The sequence below is a fragment of the Aureimonas fodinaquatilis genome (assembly GCF_008369445.1).
Classification (GTDB): domain Bacteria; phylum Pseudomonadota; class Alphaproteobacteria; order Rhizobiales; family Rhizobiaceae; genus Aureimonas; species Aureimonas fodinaquatilis.
Genome location: NZ_VTWH01000006.1, coordinates 25,368 through 41,599, shown reverse-complemented (window position 1 = coordinate 41,599; position 16,232 = coordinate 25,368). Strand labels below are relative to the sequence as shown.

Below are 16,232 nucleotides of genomic sequence, written 5' to 3'. Positions count from 1 at the left end.
ATCAGAACTTCACCGTAGCGCCAACCTTGAAGACGCGCCCCGGCCCCGTTTGCAGTTCAAGCGGGTTGACGTTGGCAACTGCAGTCGATGCCGGTGTCTTGTTGTAGCCCTGCAAAGTGTTGGGGAAGTAGCGCTTGTCGAGAATGTTCTCCACGCCCAATGTCAGCTCGAAATTGTCACGCGGTGTCCATTTGGCATATGCATCGAAGAACGCATAGCTGGATGGCAGGAACAATGCGTCGTTGCTGGCATCGGTTTTGCCCGCCGCAAAGGTTCCGAAAACTTCAAACTGCAAATTGTAATCCGGCAGTTGATGAGTCACGCCCACAATGGCCGTGATTGGCACCGCTGCATCAAAAAACGTCTTGGCTGCATCTGACGCGACACGCTGATTGCCGCGGCTCCAGCTCAGGCTGGCCTGCAGGCGGGTGTAGTCCGTTACTTCCACTTCGCCGGCCAGTTCCAGACCGTAGAGCTCCACGTCTTCCACATTGTCAAAAGTGTACGCCACGAAAACGTTTCCGCTCGGGTCAGTCACCGTGGTTGGCTGGAAGCTGCGAATGAAGTTTTTATACCGCGAATAGAAAACGCCAGCGCTGAAATATGCGTTCCCGTAATAGCCCCGGATGCCCGCTTCGTAAGCGTCAACGGATTCTGGCTTGAGGGTGGGGTTTGGAACAATCGCCGAGCCGGTGAACAGGTCTGTGCTGGACTGGAACAGTTGCTGCGACGTTGGCATTTTGAACCCTTGCCCGAATGAGGCATAGGCCGAATAGATGTCGGTCAGGTGATAGATCGCTCCAACCGATGTCAGAAGCTCTGTGTTGCTTTGCTTTTCCGGCTCAAATCCCGGCAAGCCGGGGTAGCTGTCATCGCCTGTAGGATCAATGGCGTAATGCGCCAGACGCACCCCGGGCGTTACGGTCAGCCGTCCATCAAACAGTGCGACATCATCCTGCAGGTAGATGTCCGCGCGATCGGTGGTGACGCGCGGGAAGCTGAAACCCTGGTTGATGGCGGTGGTTGTTGCCCCTGTCAGCGAGTTGAACGTGTTGTTGATGCCCTGATAATCGCCTTTCGTGTGCCCGCCATCAAAGCCATAGGTCAATGTGTGCTGGGTCGTTCCCAATGCGAAAGACGACTGCAATTGCAGGTCGGCCTCGTAGAAGTCCTCGCTGTAGTCACGATATTGGTTGACGATCTGCGTGCGGTTTGAATAGAGCCGGGTCTGCGTGCTGTCGGTCTGCCGGCTCTGCGGTGAGTAGGACAATGACCAGTTGACGCTGTCGAGCCAGCTTGCACCGACCAGCCACTCGTGTTGCAGCGCTACGCGCTTGCGGCTCATTTCCAGGTCTCTGGGGTAAGCCTCGCTGACATAGGAGGAGATAGTGGGTATGCCGGTCACAGAAGCCGACATATCATAAAGCTGGTCTACGCTGGTGTTGCGTTCGAACCATTCGCCGGTCAGCTTGACAGTGTGCTCGCCATTCGGCGTCCACACCACTTTCGCCAACCCGTTATCCACGCCCGTATCGGCCGGAAACAGGCTGTCGCAGCCAATGTCGATGCGTGAGCAACCCCAGATGCCACCGTCAGCCCGTGCATTGGAAAGGCGGGCTTCCTTGCTGTCGCGTCGACCGTAGCTCAGCAGAATTGAAACGTCGCCGAAATTGTAGGCTCCCGTTGCCTGCTCTCGGAAAGAACGGTCAAAACTGTCATATCCGCCCTTCAATTCCAAAGCCCATGGCTTGTCGCTGCCGATCAACAGATCAGAAGGGTCGCGTGTCTGGAACATGACAGCGCCGCCCAGTGCATCTGATCCCCACAGGACAGAGTTGGGACCACGCACGATCTCAACCCGCTTGAAATTGGACATGTCGAAGAAATCGCGGCTGCCATCCGTGATCTGCTCCTGCACGCGGGTGCCATCCACCGTCATCAGAATGCGGTTGCCGCTCATGCCGCGAATGGTGAAACCGGCCAGCTGCCCCCATGGATTGGTGATGGATGTGGTGCGGTTGACGCTGACACCCGGCTCGTAGCGCACCAGATCCTGAATATCCCGCACATTGCGCTCATCCATTTCGGCGCGGCCGATGACCGATATCGTCTGCGGCACATCCAGCAGGCGCTTTTCACCGCGGGTGGAAAGAACCACCACCTCGTTCAGCTGAACATTTTCTGTCCCGCTGTTTTCCTGTGCACCCGCCGCACCGGATGCAACCAGCGCCAACAGGCATGTGCTCATCATTAATCTGGACGCAAAGCGACGCTCCGGCGACCGTGTCGCCGGTTCAATCTGCATATTCATGTTTTTATGGTGCCCCGAAAATCTTGTTCCGGCTGATCATTTAAAACATGATGATTCGAGTCAAGTTTAAATATGACAAAATGTGTCATATTTTGGCCCGTGCTGCCAAAACACAACGATTGGTTGTGATTAACCGGCGCCTGAGCGTTTCATCATGGAACGAAACGCTTCAGGCCTGCCGCACTATCGGACTTGGCCGTCAGGGATAAAGCACTCCCCCCGTCGCACGGCGAGGTTGCGTCGTATCTTCGGGCAGCGGAATAAAGTCCGCCTCGTCCCCCGGTACCGTGTCAAAGCGGCCCCGCGCCCATTCTTCCTTGGCAGCTTCGATCCGCTCAAGACGCGATGAGACAAAATTCCACCAGATGTATCGCGGGCCTGCCATCGGCGCGCCGCCGAACAGCATGAAGCGCGAATCTGATTTTGCCTTTATTGTAATAGGGTCGCCAGGGCGCAATACCAGAAGCTGCGCCGGCTCAAAGCTGTCGCCGGCCACCTCGATATCGCCTGAAATCGTATACAGCGCGCGCTCTTCATAGGAAGGGTCGATGGGCATCGATCGCCCGGCCGCCAGTTGCACATCAGCGTAAAGCGTCTCGGACGCGGTCTGCAAAGGCGATGTTTTGCCAAAAGCACTGCCAGCGATCAGCCGCGCTGTCACACCATCTTCGTCAATCAGCGGCAGAGCCTCTGCACCGTGATGCAGGAAGGCCGGATCATCTTCTTCCCGCTCCTCGGGAAGCGCCATCCAGGTTTGAATGCCGAACAGGCGTTGCCCGTCTCGGCGCCGATCAGCACTGGTGCGCTCCGAGTGGACAATACCGCGCCCGGCGCGCATCCAGTTGACCGCACCCGGCTGGATGGCCTGCTCGGTACCGAGGCTATCGCGATGCAGGATTTCGCCCTCGAAAAGATAGGTCAGCGTCGCGAGGTTGATATGCGGATGCGGGCGAACATCAATGCCCTGATCTGTCAGGAATTCCGCCGGTCCCATCTGGTCGAAGAAGATGAAGGGCCCGACCATCTGGCGCTTGGTCGACGGCAGTGCTCGACGAACCACCATTTCCCCCAGATCGACCGCACGCGGTATGATCAGGGTTTCGATGACTTCGGTGCTTGCGCGGTTGCCGAGTTCGGGATCGGGATGTGGGCTCCAGGTCATGGGAAATTCTCCGCTTATGTTCGTGATCAGGTGAGTTCAAACTTCGGGAAGATCAGCTTTCGTGTCTGTCGATGACTGCGCGGAACGTTATTTCGACGAGTTGCACCGGTTGGGCCAGTGTGGATACGCCAACGATGCTGCTAGCACATCCGGGTACCGAGGTTTTGTACATTTCCTTGCGCACCTTTGCAGCGGCAACGAACCCCGCAGGCATATCCAGAACGAACAATGCCTCCTCCACAACGTCGTCCAACGTCGCTCCAAATTCAGCGAGCAGCTTTATGGCGTTAACGTATGACTGGCGGATCTGCTGCTCCATCTGGGAGTAGTCAACAGGTCGTCCATCCTTATCCAGCTTTGCAGGAGCAATGAAGGTTCCATCGCTGTCATGGCTGAGTTGGCCCGACAGATAAATCGTATCCTTGACCTGAACCGCCTGATTGTAACCGAAGTCGGCCTCCCACGGCACACCGTGGTTCGCAAACTTTTTGTTCGAGTCTGTATCCGTCATCGTCGTTCCTCTCGCTTGCAGTGTTCATGAATATCAATCAGATCCCGCCGCGCGGCCGGGATGAGCCTTCAGATGCTCCCGCGACTGCCGTTTCCACGGCCATTCGCCATCAATTTCGGCTTCGAGGGAGAAACTTAAGAATGTACGGATGATGACGACCAGGCCAAGAAGGCCGACACTGTCCCATGTCAATGGGGATATGATTGTCGCGACGATATCGGCGCCAATCAGAATCTCCAGCCCAAGCAGGATTCCACGACCCAGATTTGCACGGTAGCGTGTGTAGGCAATATCCGAAGAAGTATTGTAACTGTCTTTGAGATATATTGCCGTCGCTAAAACAACTCCTGTCAGTATGACCAAAATTCCGAAAAATTCGAGGCCCAACGCCACAGGTTCAAGTACGGGAGCAATCAAGCTCACCATGCCGATAACTTCGTGTTGATCAGCCATTGGGTGTCCTGAAATTGATTTTATTATGCAGTTGACGAATTCAACCGTTGGGCACATCTTTTGCACCTGAGGTATTGGTTCCGACGGGGCAAAAAATGCGATTTGTGATAAGTTTGGTAAACGCAAACTGGCATGGTCGGAATTGCAATAATTCTCACGACAGAATTGCTGATCGTGAAACAATATGAAAAATTTCAAAGCCCTGCGGACGTTTCTCCTTGCCGCTGAGAAAAAGAATTTCGCTCAGGTGGCTCGGGAACTCGACATGACGCCAGCGGCCGTCACGCGCGCGATCGCGACACTTGAGTCAGATCTCGGCGTGCAATTGTTTGTTCGAACCACACGGCAGGTATCTCTAACCACCGACGGCGCAGTTTACGCCGCGCAGATCAAGCCGGCTCTTGATGCACTGGAAATTGCCCGGCGCGATGTCATGAATGCCAACAAGGCCGATGAAGGCCGCTTGCGGATCACCGCTCCAGTATGGCTGGGCACGACCATATTGCCGACCATCATCGCTGATTTCCAGAAGCTATATCCAAGGATGAGCTTTCAATTGTCTTTGTCAGATGAGCTGGTGGACATTGTCGTTGACGACTACGACCTTGCAATTCGCATTTCGCTCCAGCCGTCCGACAAGTTCACGATATGGCGAAAAATCTGCGCCATCCCAAGGATTCTCGTCGCGGCTCCAGGCAGTCGCTTTGCCGCACTGGACCATCCAGCCGAACTGAAGCCGGATGAATGTCTGGCTCACAGTGGAGAAAGCAAACGGGAATTGTGGGTCCTCTCCGATGGAGGCTCAACCATCAACATATCGGCAGGACGAGGCTTCAGTGCCAATAATGGCGAGTTTCTTGCCGATATGGCGGCTGAAGGCTTGGGTGTGGCATTGCTGCCCGGGTTCAACATTGCAGACCATCTGCGAAATGGCCGCCTGGTGCATGTCTTCAAAGAGTGGTCGCCACCGCAACTCTGGCTTACGCTCTACTATCCCCCATACCAGAAGCTGCCGCCGCGTATTGCGGCATTCTCGAAATTTTTCGAACAGCAGCTTCCGGCTGATCTGCATCCGGAAACCGGCTTTATTTGAGTCGGAGCGAGGTTTTTCCGCAATTGAATCCGTGCTGAAACCCGCAGCCATTTACCACGACCAATCAGACCGGTCTTAACAAATGCCGCACGACGGGTGGTTGATCACCTATGTGGAACGCCCGCAGAACTTCCTGATTCAACTGGTCGGTTCTGGTCGCACGGGCGTGCTGGCGCTGATGCTCCAGCCAGCTTTCAACGATAAAGGCCTCAACAACCTTGCCTGGCTCGGCAACGTCCTCCCAGACGTCCCACCGGATGGCTCCGTCACGCTGGCGCGCAGGATGAAATTCGCGAAGGGCTGCTACGAATTCAGCCTGGCGATCGGGTTCAACTCGATACTCTATTTCAATCAGAACCGGGCCACGGTCGCCGGAGGGTTGAACCGAGACAACAGGTTCGGCCCAGTGGTTCGAGGGTGCCAGATCGGTGGTCGAGTCCTGTGGCAGCCGCCAACGGAAAGCCAGCATCAGGGCAACCGCTTGCCCGACAGCCGCAATGACGAGAGCTGTGGCGACGCTGCTGCTGCTTGCGAGTGAGCCCCAGATAATGCTGCCTCCGGTCATCGATCCTTGAAAGACGAGAAGATAGACAGCGAGCGCACGCGCCTTCACCCATCCCGGAGAGGCCATTTGCGCCGCGACATTCAACGACGTCATCATGCCGATCCAGGCAAGGCCAGCCGCAAACATAACCGCCCCGGCAATCCACGCATTGGCGACAAGAGCAAGCGACAGGGTGGCCAGTGCGAAAAGCAATGTCGCTCCGACGGATATTGTGTTGGCAGGGATGGATTTCCGCAACCTCTTCAGAAGGATAGCGCCCACCACCGCTCCTGCACCCATACTTCCGAGCAGAGCGCCGTAGCCGGCTGCGTCAAGCCCAAGCCCCCGCCGGGCAACGAGAGGCAGCATCGCCCACAGTGCACTTCCGAATATGAAGAAGCCGACAGCCCGGATAACCACCAGACGCATTGCAGGTGAATGACGCGTATAGCGATAGCCCGCTTTCAGTGCACCGAAGAAGTGCTCGGCGGGCAGGGTATGGACGGTGTCAGGACGTTTCCAGGCAAAAAGCACCAGCAGAACCGCCAACACGGAAAGTGCGTTTAAAGCGAAGACTGCGGGTGTTCCCGCAAAAGCGATGATGACACCTCCCAGGGCTGGCCCGATCGCGCGCGAAATGTTCACGCCAAGGCTGTTCAGGGCAATCGCGTCCGGCAGGGCCTGCTTGTCAACCAGTTCAGGCACGATTGCCTGAAACACGGGTGCGCTGAGCGCTGCGGCTATACCAAGGACAAAAGTGGCGGCCAAAAGCACTTCCGGAGTGACGAGGTCACTGAAGGTCAGAAATGCCAGTGTTGCCGCTGCGACCAGGCCGAGAATTTGAGCAGCCAGCAGCATCTTTCGCCGGTCGACAATGTCGGCAAGCGCTCCGGCCGGAAGGGCCAGCAGGAACATCGGCAGCGTTGTTGCGGTCTGCACCAGTGCGACAAGCAGCGGACTTGGCGACAATGATGTCATCAGCCATCCAGCACCCACATCATGCATCCAGGTGCCGATATTGGAAATGATGGTCGCGATCCACAGCGCACGGAAAACCGGGAAGCTCAATGGCCCGGACGTGGATACACCACCGGCCTTAGTCTGTAGCGGCGTGGTCATGTCAGCTCCTTTTGCCCATCACAGATGGATGAGGATTCAATGGTTTGTCTTGAGCGCAGGCTTGCCCGTGCGTCATTGCGCGCAGGGTCCGGCCGCCCCCGCAGCTTCAAACCGCCCAGCAACCGCAGCCAAACGATCCCCAGAACGTACGCGCATCCGACGTCGGCGCATTCGCGCCCAAGGCGGCTGCATGGTCGTGCCCATGCACGCCGCAGTTGTTCGCGCAGCCGCAAAACTGCATCAGCTTCGCGCGCGCTTCCCTGGACTTGTGATAGCCACCGACGGTCGCGACCGGAGACCAGTCCGGCATCGGGGCGGGCAGGCTCGGCGCAAGCGTTTCATATTCGTTTTCGCCATGGACGACCTTGCCGCCCAGAATTGTGATAACGGACCGCAAGTGAACGATGTCGCTTTCAGCGACCGAGAAATAGTCGTCCGAAAGCACGGCCAGATCAGCCAGTTGTCCTGCGATGATCTGCCCCTTTTTTCCCTGCTCGTTGGAAAACCACGTGTTTGCCTCCGTCCACAGACGCAACGCCGTCTCCCGATCGAGCCGGGCGTGCTGCGGATAAAGCGTAAGGCCCCCAACGGTTCTCGAGGTCACCAGCCAGGAAAGAGACACCCAGGGATTGTAGCTGGCCACACGGGTTGCGTCAGTTCCGGCGCCAACCGGCACGCCAGCCTCCATCATGCGGCGAATGGGGGGCGTGCGCTCAGCCGCCTTCGCCCCGTAGCGCTCAACAAAGTACTCACCCTGAAAGGCCATGCGGTGTTGAACGGCAATACCGCCACCAAGCGCTGCTATCCGGTCAATATTGCGGTCGCTGATGGTTTCAGCATGGTCGAAGAACCAGTTGATGCCTTCAAGCGGCACGTCACGATTGACCTTCTCAAACACGTCCAGCGCCCGATCAATCGTTTCATCGTAGGTGGCGTGAAGTCGCCAGGGCCAACGATTTTCGGCCAAAAGGCGGACCACTGGTTCGAGGTCGGATTCCATATTCGGCGGCATGTCGGGTCGCTCGACGCGGAAGTCCTCGAAATCCGCAGCGGAGTAGACCAGCATCTCGCCAGCGCCATTGTGGCGATAGGTGTCATCGCCCTGACCCGGAGAGACCTGCTTCACCCAAGAGGAAAAGTCAGCAAGCTCCTCTTTGGGCTTCTGGGTGAAGAGATTGTAACTGATGCGAACGGTCATCTGACCATCGGCGTGGAGTTTCTCGATGATCTGGTAGTCATCGGGATAATTCTGGAAACCGCCGCCTGCATCGACCACGCTGGTTACACCCAGCGAGTTGATCTCGCGCATGAAGTGACGAGTTGAATTGACCTGATATTCGGGCGGTAACGCCGGCCCTTTGGCCAATGTTGAGTAAAGAATAGTGGCATTTGGCTGTGCCAGAAGAAGGCCGGTCGGATTGCCCGATGCATCGCGAACGATCTCACCTCCCGGAGGATTGGCAGTGCTCTTCGTGTATCCAACAACCCGCAGCGCCGCAGCATTCAACAGTGCCCGGTCGTAAAGGTGCATTATGAAGACCGGCGTGTCGGGCGCGACAGCATTGATTTCGTCCAGTGTCGGCAGGCGCTTTTCCGCAAACTGGTGTTCTGTGAAGCCACCGACCACGCGCACCCATTGTGGCGCCGGCGTGCGGTCGACCTGTGCCTTCAGCATCGCCATCGCCTCGAACAGGCTCGGCACCCCGTCCCAGCGCAGCTCCATATTATAGTTAAGCCCTCCGCGGATGATGTGAGTATGGCTATCGATAAGCCCTGGAATGACGCGACGCGCTTTGACGTCGATGATCTGAGCGTTTGGAGCAGAGGCCCTGACCTCGGCTTCGGAACCCACAGCCAGAAAACGCCCGTCGCGAATTGAAATTGCGTCAGCAGCGGGATTCTGCCGGTCGAGGGTCGTCACTTTGGCGTTGACGATGACCAGATCCAGGTCGCTCATGGCGCTCTCCTGTGCGGATGATCAATTTGATAAGAAGACAGCCGCAGCGGCAGCGCCGCGATGGTCTCGCGTCGTGTTGCGCTGATTATGGCTCGAATGGTGAACAGGGGTCCGGAAGGTTCGTTGCTTCGGCGCACCTTCCGGAATCCTCAGCCTGTTCAGGCTGCCGATTTCGGGTCCAGCGTTGGCCCATGTTTCACGCGCTGGGCAGTTTTATGAACCATGGTATAAGCGTAATCGATCCCCATGCCGTAAGCGCCTGAATGCTCTTTCGCTATCGAGATGAGGGCGTCGTAAGTATCTTTGCGCGCCCAGTCGCGTTGCCATTCCAGAAGGACCTGCTGCCAGGTAACAGGCACGACGCCGACCTGTATCAGGCGATCCATCGCGTATTTGTGGGCATCGACCGAGGTTCCTCCCGAAGCATCTGCCACCATGTAGATTTCGTAGTCCGTGTCGGCCAGGCAGGATAATGCGAAGGTAACATTACAGACTTCAGTCCACAGTCCCGACACGACGACCTTCTTGCGTCCGTTGGCGGCGTTGGCGGCCAATGCCTCACGTACTTTCAGATCATCCCAGGAATTCATTGAGGTGCGTTCGAGGATCGGAGCTTCAGGAAAGACCTCAAGCAGTTCCGGATAAGTGTAGCCAGCGAAGCTCTCGGTTTCCACCGTTGTAATCGTGGTCGGGATGTTGAAGATTTTTCCCGCCTTTGCCAGACCGACAACGTTGTTCTTCAACAATTGACGATCGATAGACTGAACGCCGAACGCCATCTGCGGTTGCTGGTCAATAAAGATGAGCTGGCTGTTCTGCGGAGTGAGAACCTTAAGTTTGCTGGACATTTGAAAACCCTGTCATTTCTTGAAGATAGGAGAAGGCGATGGCGTCTCAGACCGCATCGCGTTTGTTTGCCGATCCGTCAGATGAGGGATGTGCAAAGGACTTTTCGTGAAGGATCGCCTGCACGACGTTCGCGTGGCCCTTCAGCCATTGGACGCCTGCTTCGCCTGCAAGCATGCCCAACAAACCGAGGAGAGCGATGATTGGTGGGGCTGGCGATCGAACGGAAACGAAACCGTAGATCACGCCGATGCCAAGACCGACGATCGTAGAGAGAAGATAGGGGTAGAGTTGGCTCATGGAGAAAGCTCCTAGTCGGCCGCCTCCCGTGCAAGGACCGTTTGCACCGCCGGATCGGCGGCGATCCTGTCATGCAAAGCCTGCACGTTCGGAAAGTCCTTCAGGCCGCCCGGCAGAAGTCTCATCGCCCAACGGATCATCGGGAAAGAATAAGCATCGATGACGGAGCGCCCCCCATCCAGGATGTACTCCCTGCCTTCGAGGTGGCGGTCCAGAATGCCGAACTGCTTTGCGACCAGTTTATGTCCTGCTTCCACCACTGCCTGCCGGGCGGCTTCGCTTCCATCGGTGGTATAGCGGTATGGCATGAAGATCGGCCAGAAGGAGGCGTGAACGTCCGAGGTGAAGAAGGCGGACCAGCGATGCGCCTCAGCCCTGGCGCGCAGACTGTCGCCGCCAGTCAGCCCGGCCTCGGGGTGCTTGTGCGACAGATATTCAAGGATTGCGCCGGCTTGCGTCAGAAGCCAGCCGTCGTCTTCACGCAGGGTTGGCACAGCACCAGCAGGGTTTATTGCCACAAGCTCCCTGGATCCGTATTGCACCCTGACTGCCTCGTATGGCGCGCCGGTCCATTCGAGAACAATGTGAGGTGCCAGCGAGCAGGCGCCTACGGCATAGTAAAGTGTGGTCATGCATCTATTCCTCTTCGCTTGGCGATATGCTGGTGGTCGCGATACATCGGTCGGCGAGTTGATGACGCACACGCCCGGGTCTGACCGTGAGAAGGTGCTGGAAAGCGGGTTGCTGGTCGCTGGCACTGCGCCACAAATGCGGGTGAGAGCCTGCGAGCCCTCGCCGTGGTTGCGACTTCAGTCACTGTCATAGCAAAGGTGATAATTGCTGATAATTGCAATAAATCGCATCATTGCGTTGCCTGTTTTGCAATTATGTTTGAGCGAGTGGTGCGTTTCGTTGCATCCAAGGGCGCGGGCACGGCACGCTGGCGCCAAGCTTTCGCTGTTGCTGAAATAGCTCTTGTGGGGGTGTGGCATTCGCCAACACCCAGGGGCACACTTGACGCGTGAGTGTTCTGGATCGACGACGCAAAAGCGAAACGAGTTCTCTGCACTTGCCAGGATATGTCACGAAGATTGGCCTGAACCGCCGGCCGAAATCAGTGCGGATCGATTTCAGGATTTGAGTCTCTGGCCCGCATTAAAACTCGGGCAGCCGCAAATTAAAACTGAGGCTAAACTCTTTGGCTTCCCGGATAAATCCGGTGAATTGGTGCCCAGGAAAGGACTCGAACCTTCACACCTTGCGGCACACGGACCTGAACCGTGCGCGTCTACCAATTCCGCCACCTGGGCACTGGCCGGTTCATTAGATAGCGGCTGGCGTCCTGTCAACGCCTCTTCGCACTTTGCACATGAAAAAGAATGCCACAGCACCCGACTTCCCGCAAAATGCGGCAATTTCGGTGTTTTCCGGCAATTCCACTTCGCTCCAAAATGCTCTAGAGCAGTTCCATTGAAGCGGAATCGCTTCAATGGCAGGACAATGCGACAGAACAATTGGGTAGAGTGTTTCAGAGGGTCGAAGGATCACACGAAACGCGCGAGAGAGAGTCCGGCTTGCAGCCCCGCGATTCAAGGCGTTGGCAGGAAGGTGCATTATGGCGATTGATACGAACAAGCTGGTAACTGTTTTTGGTGGGTCTGGTTTTCTGGGGCGCTATGTCGTCCACGCGCTGGCACAAAGCGGTCACCGTATCCGCGTTGCCTGCCGCCGGCCGGATCTGGCGTACCATTTGCAGACAGCGGGGCGGCTTGGGCAAATTCAACCAATTCAGGCAAATCTGCGCTACCCCTGGTCGGTGGAACGTGCGGTCGCCGATGCCGACCACGTCGTCAATCTGGTGGGCATTCTCAGCGAAAGCGGGCGTCAGCGCTTTTCGTCTGTCCAGACAGATGGTGCACAGGCTGTGGCAGAAGCCGCTGCTCGTCATGGCATTGGCTTGACCCATGTTTCGGCAATTGGTGCGGACGAGAACTCCAACAGTCGCTATGCCAGCAGCAAAGGCAAGGGCGAGCGCCTGGTCCGTGAGGCAGTGCCACAGGCAACAATCCTGCGTCCTTCGATCCTGTTTGGCATTGAAGATGAATTCTTCAACCGGTTTGCCAATATGGCGCGCCTGTCGCCATTCCTGCCACTGGTTGGCGGGGGTAAAACCCTGTTTCAGCCCGTCTATGTGCACGATGTGGCAAGGGCGGTTGCTGAGGTTGTCAACGAAGCCGTGCCAACCGGACGGATTTATGAGCTCGGCGGGCCTGAGGTTCTGAGCTTCCGCGAGATGATGGAAGAAATGCTGCGCATCATTGAGCGTCGCCGCTTGTTTCTGCCATTGCCATTTGGCGTGGCCCGCCCACTTGCATCAGTGCTGCAATTTCTGCCGGGTGCCCCTTTGACGCCGGATCAGGTGATTCAACTGGGCAAAGACAACATCGTTTCAGATGCCGCGCGCGCTGAGGGTCGCACCTTCGAATCATTCAATATCCAGCCGAACACGCTTGACGGGGTGCTGCCAACCTATCTGGTGCGCTTCCGGCCTCAGGGACAATTCACTCGCCCGGGAACGATAGCCGACCATTCGGAATAAGAGCGGCGCTTGTCAAAGCGCCCCTTATGCAAAATTGTAAAGCGCTATCAGGCCAACTGTCCCGACAAAGATGCGCCAATAGGCAAATGGTGCAAATCCATGCCGCGAAACGAAATCGAGCAGGTATTTCACCACAAAAAGCGCTGACACGAAGGCCGCAATAAAGCCAATCGCCACGAGTTGCAGGTCGTCCGTGGACAGAATATCCCGGTTCTTCAACAGGTCGTAAGTGAAGGCACCGGCCATGGTTGGCATGGCCAGAAAGAACGAAAATTCTGCGGCGGAGCGTTTGTCTGTTCCCATCAGAAGCGCGCCGGCTATTGTGGCACCGGAACGCGACGTTCCGGGAATCATGGCAAGACACTGGAAAAAACCGATTTTCAGGCAGAGCCCCAGCGGGAAATCCATTGCGTCATGATAGCGCACCTTGCGCGGCATTCTATCAATCAGAAGCAGCAGTATGCCGCCGATGATCAGCGCCAGACAAATAATTGCCGGCGATTCAAACAGCACTTCCTTGATGAAGCTGTGAGCAAATGCGCCAATAATCGCGGCAGGCAGAAAGGCAATGACGATTCCGGTTACAAATTTGCGGCTGCGCGGATTGCTCGGCAAAGTTATGAAAAGTTGCCACAGGCGGGCGAAATACACCGAAAGCACTGCAAGAACAGCACCCAGCTGTATCAGAACTTCAAAACTGTTGCCGGTGGACTGCCAGCCAATGGCGCGGCCGACCAATAAAAGATGCGCGGTCGATGATACAGGAATAAACTCGGTCAGGCCTTCAATGAGGCCGAGCAATGTTGCATCAAAAATATCGGAACCTTGCACATGCTCTCCTTTCAAGCCAACCGTACCCCCGGCAATTCCGGGTAGTTCTCAATGGCGCACTGCACAGGCCATAGCAACCCTTAGGTTTTTTTAGATCAGCCTTGGGCAAGCCTTGCAGCATGTGGCCTTGCGAAAAATTCCAGGAATGCGCTATCTGCCAGTAATTGTTGGCCGGTATGGCCCCAGAAAGGTGTTAGACACAGCAATGCTCAGACTTCATCATCATCCGATGTCAGCTCCATCCCGGTTTCTCCGTCTTGTTTTAACGGAGTACGGCGAGCGATTTGAACTTGTTGATGAACGGCCATGGGAACGCAGCCGTGAGCTGCTGGCGCTGAATCTGGCGGGCACTGTGCCAGTGCTGGTGGAAGACAAGGGTCCGCCGCTGGTTGGTGGCATGATTGCCGCTGAATATCTGGATGAAACGCGCGGCGTGTTCCACCGGGACCGCCGCCTGCTTGCGGAAAAGCCGTTTGAGCGCGCTGAAATACGCCGCCTGACCGAGTGGTTTCTTGGCAAGATGGAAGCGGAAGTGACGCGCTATCTTGTGCGCGAACGGGTGTTCAAGCGGGAAATGACGGCGGCAGAAGGCGGCGGTGCGCCCGATTCGTCGGCCATACGCGCCGCGCGCACAAACCTGAAAAACCACATCCGTTACATTGCCTGGCTGGCCGAAAGCCGCAACTGGCTGGCCGGTCCACGGCTTTCATATGCCGATCTTGCTGCCGCCGCCGCCATGTCCATTCTCGACTATCTTGGAGAAGTGCACTGGGACGAGGAGCCGGTCGCCAAGGAATGGTACATGCGGATCAAATCGCGTCCGTCCTTCCGGCCGTTCCTGCTGGAGCGCGTGCGCGGAATTCCGCCCGCGGCGCATTATTCCGAACTTGATTTTTGATCCTATGCGGCCATGGTTCAACCATCCACCCCAGCCAGTCGCCTAAGGCAATTTCTGAATGAAGATGCGGCGCGGCTTGGTTTTGATTCCGTAGGAATTGCCCTTGCCCGGGAAGACTCTCAGGCAGTCAGCGGGCTGGATGAGTTCATTGCCGAAGACCGTTTCGGCACAATGCAGTGGATGCCGGAAACGCGGGATCGGCGGCGTTCTGTAACGGCGCTCTGGCCCGAGGCGCGCAGCGTCATCATGCTGGGCATGAATTACGGCCCGGATGCAGATCCGCTTGAAAATCTTGCCCACAAGGATGTCGCGTCAATTTCAGTTTATGCGCGCCATCGCGATTATCACGATATCATCAAAGGCCGGTTGAAGGAGCTTGCGGGCCGCCTGCTTGCCCGCAGCCGTGAGGTCTTTCCCGGTCAGTCGCATGAGGTCAAAGTTTTCGTGGACACCGCGCCTTTGATGGAAAAGCCCCTGGCGCAGGCGGCGGGCCTTGGCTGGCAGGGCAAACACACCAATCTTGTCAGCCGGGACTTCGGTTCCTGGCTGTTTCTCGGGTCCATTGTCACCACGTTGGACCTGAAGCCGGATGCACCTGTCAGGGATTCCTGTGGCACGTGTCGTGCCTGTCAGGACATCTGCCCGACAAACGCCTTTCCGGAGCCATACAAGCTGGATGCTCGCCGCTGCATTTCCTACCTGACAATTGAAACGCGCAAGCCCGTGCCGCAGGAGATGCGGACTTTGATGGGAAACCGCATCTATGGCTGTGACGACTGTCTGGCCGTGTGTCCGTGGAACAAGTTTGCCAGCAATGCGGGTGAGGCGCGGCTGATTGCGCGCGACGATCTGAAAAGCCCGAAGCTGATGACTTTGCTCGCACTGAATGACCGCCAGTTTCGGGAGATGTTTTCCGGTTCGCCGGTCAAGCGTGTTGGCCGGGCCAAATTTGTTTCAAACTGCCTGATTGCGGCAGGAAATTCAGGCCAAGCCGTGTTTCTGCCGGTTGTACAGCGTCTTCTGCTGGATGAGGCTGAGCTGGTGCGGGCGATGGCTGTCTGGGCCATGAGCCAGCTTTCTCCGGCCTTGGCCTTGGAATCGCGCTCCACTGCCCTTGTTAATGAAGAGAGCCCACTTGTCAGGAGTGAATGGAATGCGTTGGTCGAAAAAACTGGATGAGGTGAAATCTGCGGCTGGTGAAAAAGGCGCTGCTGTTGTGCAGGCGGCGCGCGACGCCTCACACGGAAATTTTGAAAAGGCGCGGAATTCCTTGCATGATGGCGGTATCGCATGGCCGGATGCCCTGCGCGAAACCAGAAGTCTTGGGGCTGCGCATGTTGGCGCTTTGGCATTGGGTGCCTGCGCTATTGGCGCCCTGGCCATCGGCGCATTTGCCATCGGCAGGTTGTCGGTTGGCAAAGCCTATGTTGGCGACGCCCGCATCGATCGGTTGAATATTGGCCGGCTGGAGGTGGAGCATTTTACGCCGCCCCGTCTTTCATCCTATCTTACGCGCAGACATTAAAATTCTGGATTGATAGAGCGGCCAGCAACATGACGATACCAACAGATGCCGCCAATGATGACGTGCGCAAACCCGCTGTGGTG

At 56.8% G+C, this 16,232-nt stretch carries 15 protein-coding genes and 1 tRNA gene; 5 read left to right on the top strand and 11 right to left on the bottom strand.

All coding sequences use genetic code 11. From position 1 onward, the window contains the following. Window position 1: 1 nt before the first annotated feature. From FPY71_RS17580 to FPY71_RS17565, 4 genes are all read right to left on the bottom strand, one after another. Complete coding sequence (locus FPY71_RS17580) at window positions 2-2,311, bottom strand: TonB-dependent hemoglobin/transferrin/lactoferrin family receptor (protein ID WP_149301654.1); 2,310 nt, start codon at window positions 2,309-2,311, stop codon at window positions 2-4. 199 nt (window positions 2,312-2,510) lie between these two features. Continuing rightward, window positions 2,511-3,473, bottom strand: a complete 963-nt coding sequence (locus FPY71_RS17575; RefSeq protein ID WP_149301653.1) for a pirin family protein — start codon at window positions 3,471-3,473, stop codon at window positions 2,511-2,513. Window positions 3,474-3,525: 52 nt separating this feature from the next. Continuing rightward, window positions 3,526-3,984 (bottom strand): RidA family protein, encoded by a 459-nt coding sequence (locus FPY71_RS17570; RefSeq protein WP_149301652.1) that lies wholly within the window; start codon window positions 3,982-3,984, stop codon window positions 3,526-3,528. A gap of 33 nt (window positions 3,985-4,017) precedes the next feature. Next, on the bottom strand, window positions 4,018-4,437 hold the full coding sequence (locus FPY71_RS17565; protein ID WP_149301651.1) for a DUF1622 domain-containing protein: 420 nt from the start codon (window positions 4,435-4,437) through the stop codon (window positions 4,018-4,020). Between the two features lie 184 nt (window positions 4,438-4,621). On the opposite strand from FPY71_RS17565, the gene FPY71_RS17560 reads away from it, so the two are divergent. Beyond that, complete coding sequence (locus tag FPY71_RS17560) at window positions 4,622-5,530, top strand: LysR family transcriptional regulator (protein ID WP_149301650.1); 909 nt, start codon at window positions 4,622-4,624, stop codon at window positions 5,528-5,530. Between the two features lie 64 nt (window positions 5,531-5,594). Here the strand turns inward: FPY71_RS17560 and FPY71_RS17555 are convergent, their stop codons facing one another. The 6 genes from FPY71_RS17555 to FPY71_RS17530 all read right to left on the bottom strand — a co-directional run bounded on the left by FPY71_RS17555 (window position 5,595) and on the right by FPY71_RS17530 (window position 11,606). Continuing rightward, a complete protein-coding gene (locus FPY71_RS17555; protein WP_149301649.1) occupies window positions 5,595-7,193 on the bottom strand; it encodes an MFS transporter in 1,599 nt (532 codons plus the stop codon). Window positions 7,194-7,299: 106 nt separating this feature from the next. Continuing rightward, on the bottom strand, window positions 7,300-9,150 hold the full coding sequence (locus tag FPY71_RS17550; RefSeq protein ID WP_149301648.1) for an amidohydrolase: 1,851 nt from the start codon (window positions 9,148-9,150) through the stop codon (window positions 7,300-7,302). A gap of 158 nt (window positions 9,151-9,308) precedes the next feature. Continuing rightward, a complete protein-coding gene (locus FPY71_RS17545) occupies window positions 9,309-9,998 on the bottom strand; it encodes a hydrolase (protein WP_149301647.1) in 690 nt (229 codons plus the stop codon). A gap of 46 nt (window positions 9,999-10,044) precedes the next feature. Then, window positions 10,045-10,296, bottom strand: coding sequence for a XapX domain-containing protein (locus tag FPY71_RS17540; protein WP_149301646.1), 252 nt, complete (start codon window positions 10,294-10,296; stop codon window positions 10,045-10,047). A gap of 11 nt (window positions 10,297-10,307) precedes the next feature. Beyond that, complete coding sequence (locus FPY71_RS17535; protein WP_149301645.1) at window positions 10,308-10,928, bottom strand: glutathione S-transferase family protein; 621 nt, start codon at window positions 10,926-10,928, stop codon at window positions 10,308-10,310. Window positions 10,929-11,521: 593 nt separating this feature from the next. Next, window positions 11,522-11,606, bottom strand: a tRNA-Leu gene (locus FPY71_RS17530). Between the two features lie 305 nt (window positions 11,607-11,911). Between FPY71_RS17530 and FPY71_RS17525 the strand changes: the two genes are divergently transcribed. Next, complete coding sequence (locus FPY71_RS17525) at window positions 11,912-12,895, top strand: complex I NDUFA9 subunit family protein (RefSeq protein WP_149301644.1); 984 nt, start codon at window positions 11,912-11,914, stop codon at window positions 12,893-12,895. Between the two features lie 24 nt (window positions 12,896-12,919). Here FPY71_RS17525 and FPY71_RS17520 read toward each other — a convergent pair whose 3' ends face one another. Continuing rightward, the gene (locus FPY71_RS17520; RefSeq protein ID WP_149301643.1) at window positions 12,920-13,726 is read right to left on the bottom strand and encodes an undecaprenyl-diphosphate phosphatase; all 807 of its coding nucleotides are present in this window, start codon (window positions 13,724-13,726) and stop codon (window positions 12,920-12,922) included. Between the two features lie 205 nt (window positions 13,727-13,931). Here FPY71_RS17520 and FPY71_RS17515 point away from each other — a divergent pair, with 205 nt between their 5' ends. Genes FPY71_RS17515 through FPY71_RS17505 form a run of 3 tightly spaced genes read left to right on the top strand, consistent with a single transcriptional unit; the run spans window position 13,932 to window position 16,149 of the window. Next, window positions 13,932-14,624 carry a glutathione S-transferase family protein gene (locus tag FPY71_RS17515; protein ID WP_149301642.1) on the top strand — a complete coding sequence of 231 codons (693 nt, stop codon included), beginning with the start codon at window positions 13,932-13,934 and terminating at the stop codon, window positions 14,622-14,624. A 12-nt stretch (window positions 14,625-14,636) separates the two neighbouring features. Beyond that, window positions 14,637-15,803: a tRNA epoxyqueuosine(34) reductase QueG gene (queG, locus tag FPY71_RS17510; protein ID WP_149301641.1), complete on the top strand. Its 1,167-nt coding sequence runs from the start codon at window positions 14,637-14,639 to the stop codon at window positions 15,801-15,803. Beyond that, a complete protein-coding gene (locus FPY71_RS17505) occupies window positions 15,778-16,149 on the top strand; it encodes a hypothetical protein (protein WP_246160705.1) in 372 nt (123 codons plus the stop codon). Before queG ends, FPY71_RS17505 begins: the two co-directional genes overlap by 26 nt. Window positions 16,150-16,232 lie beyond the last annotated feature (83 nt).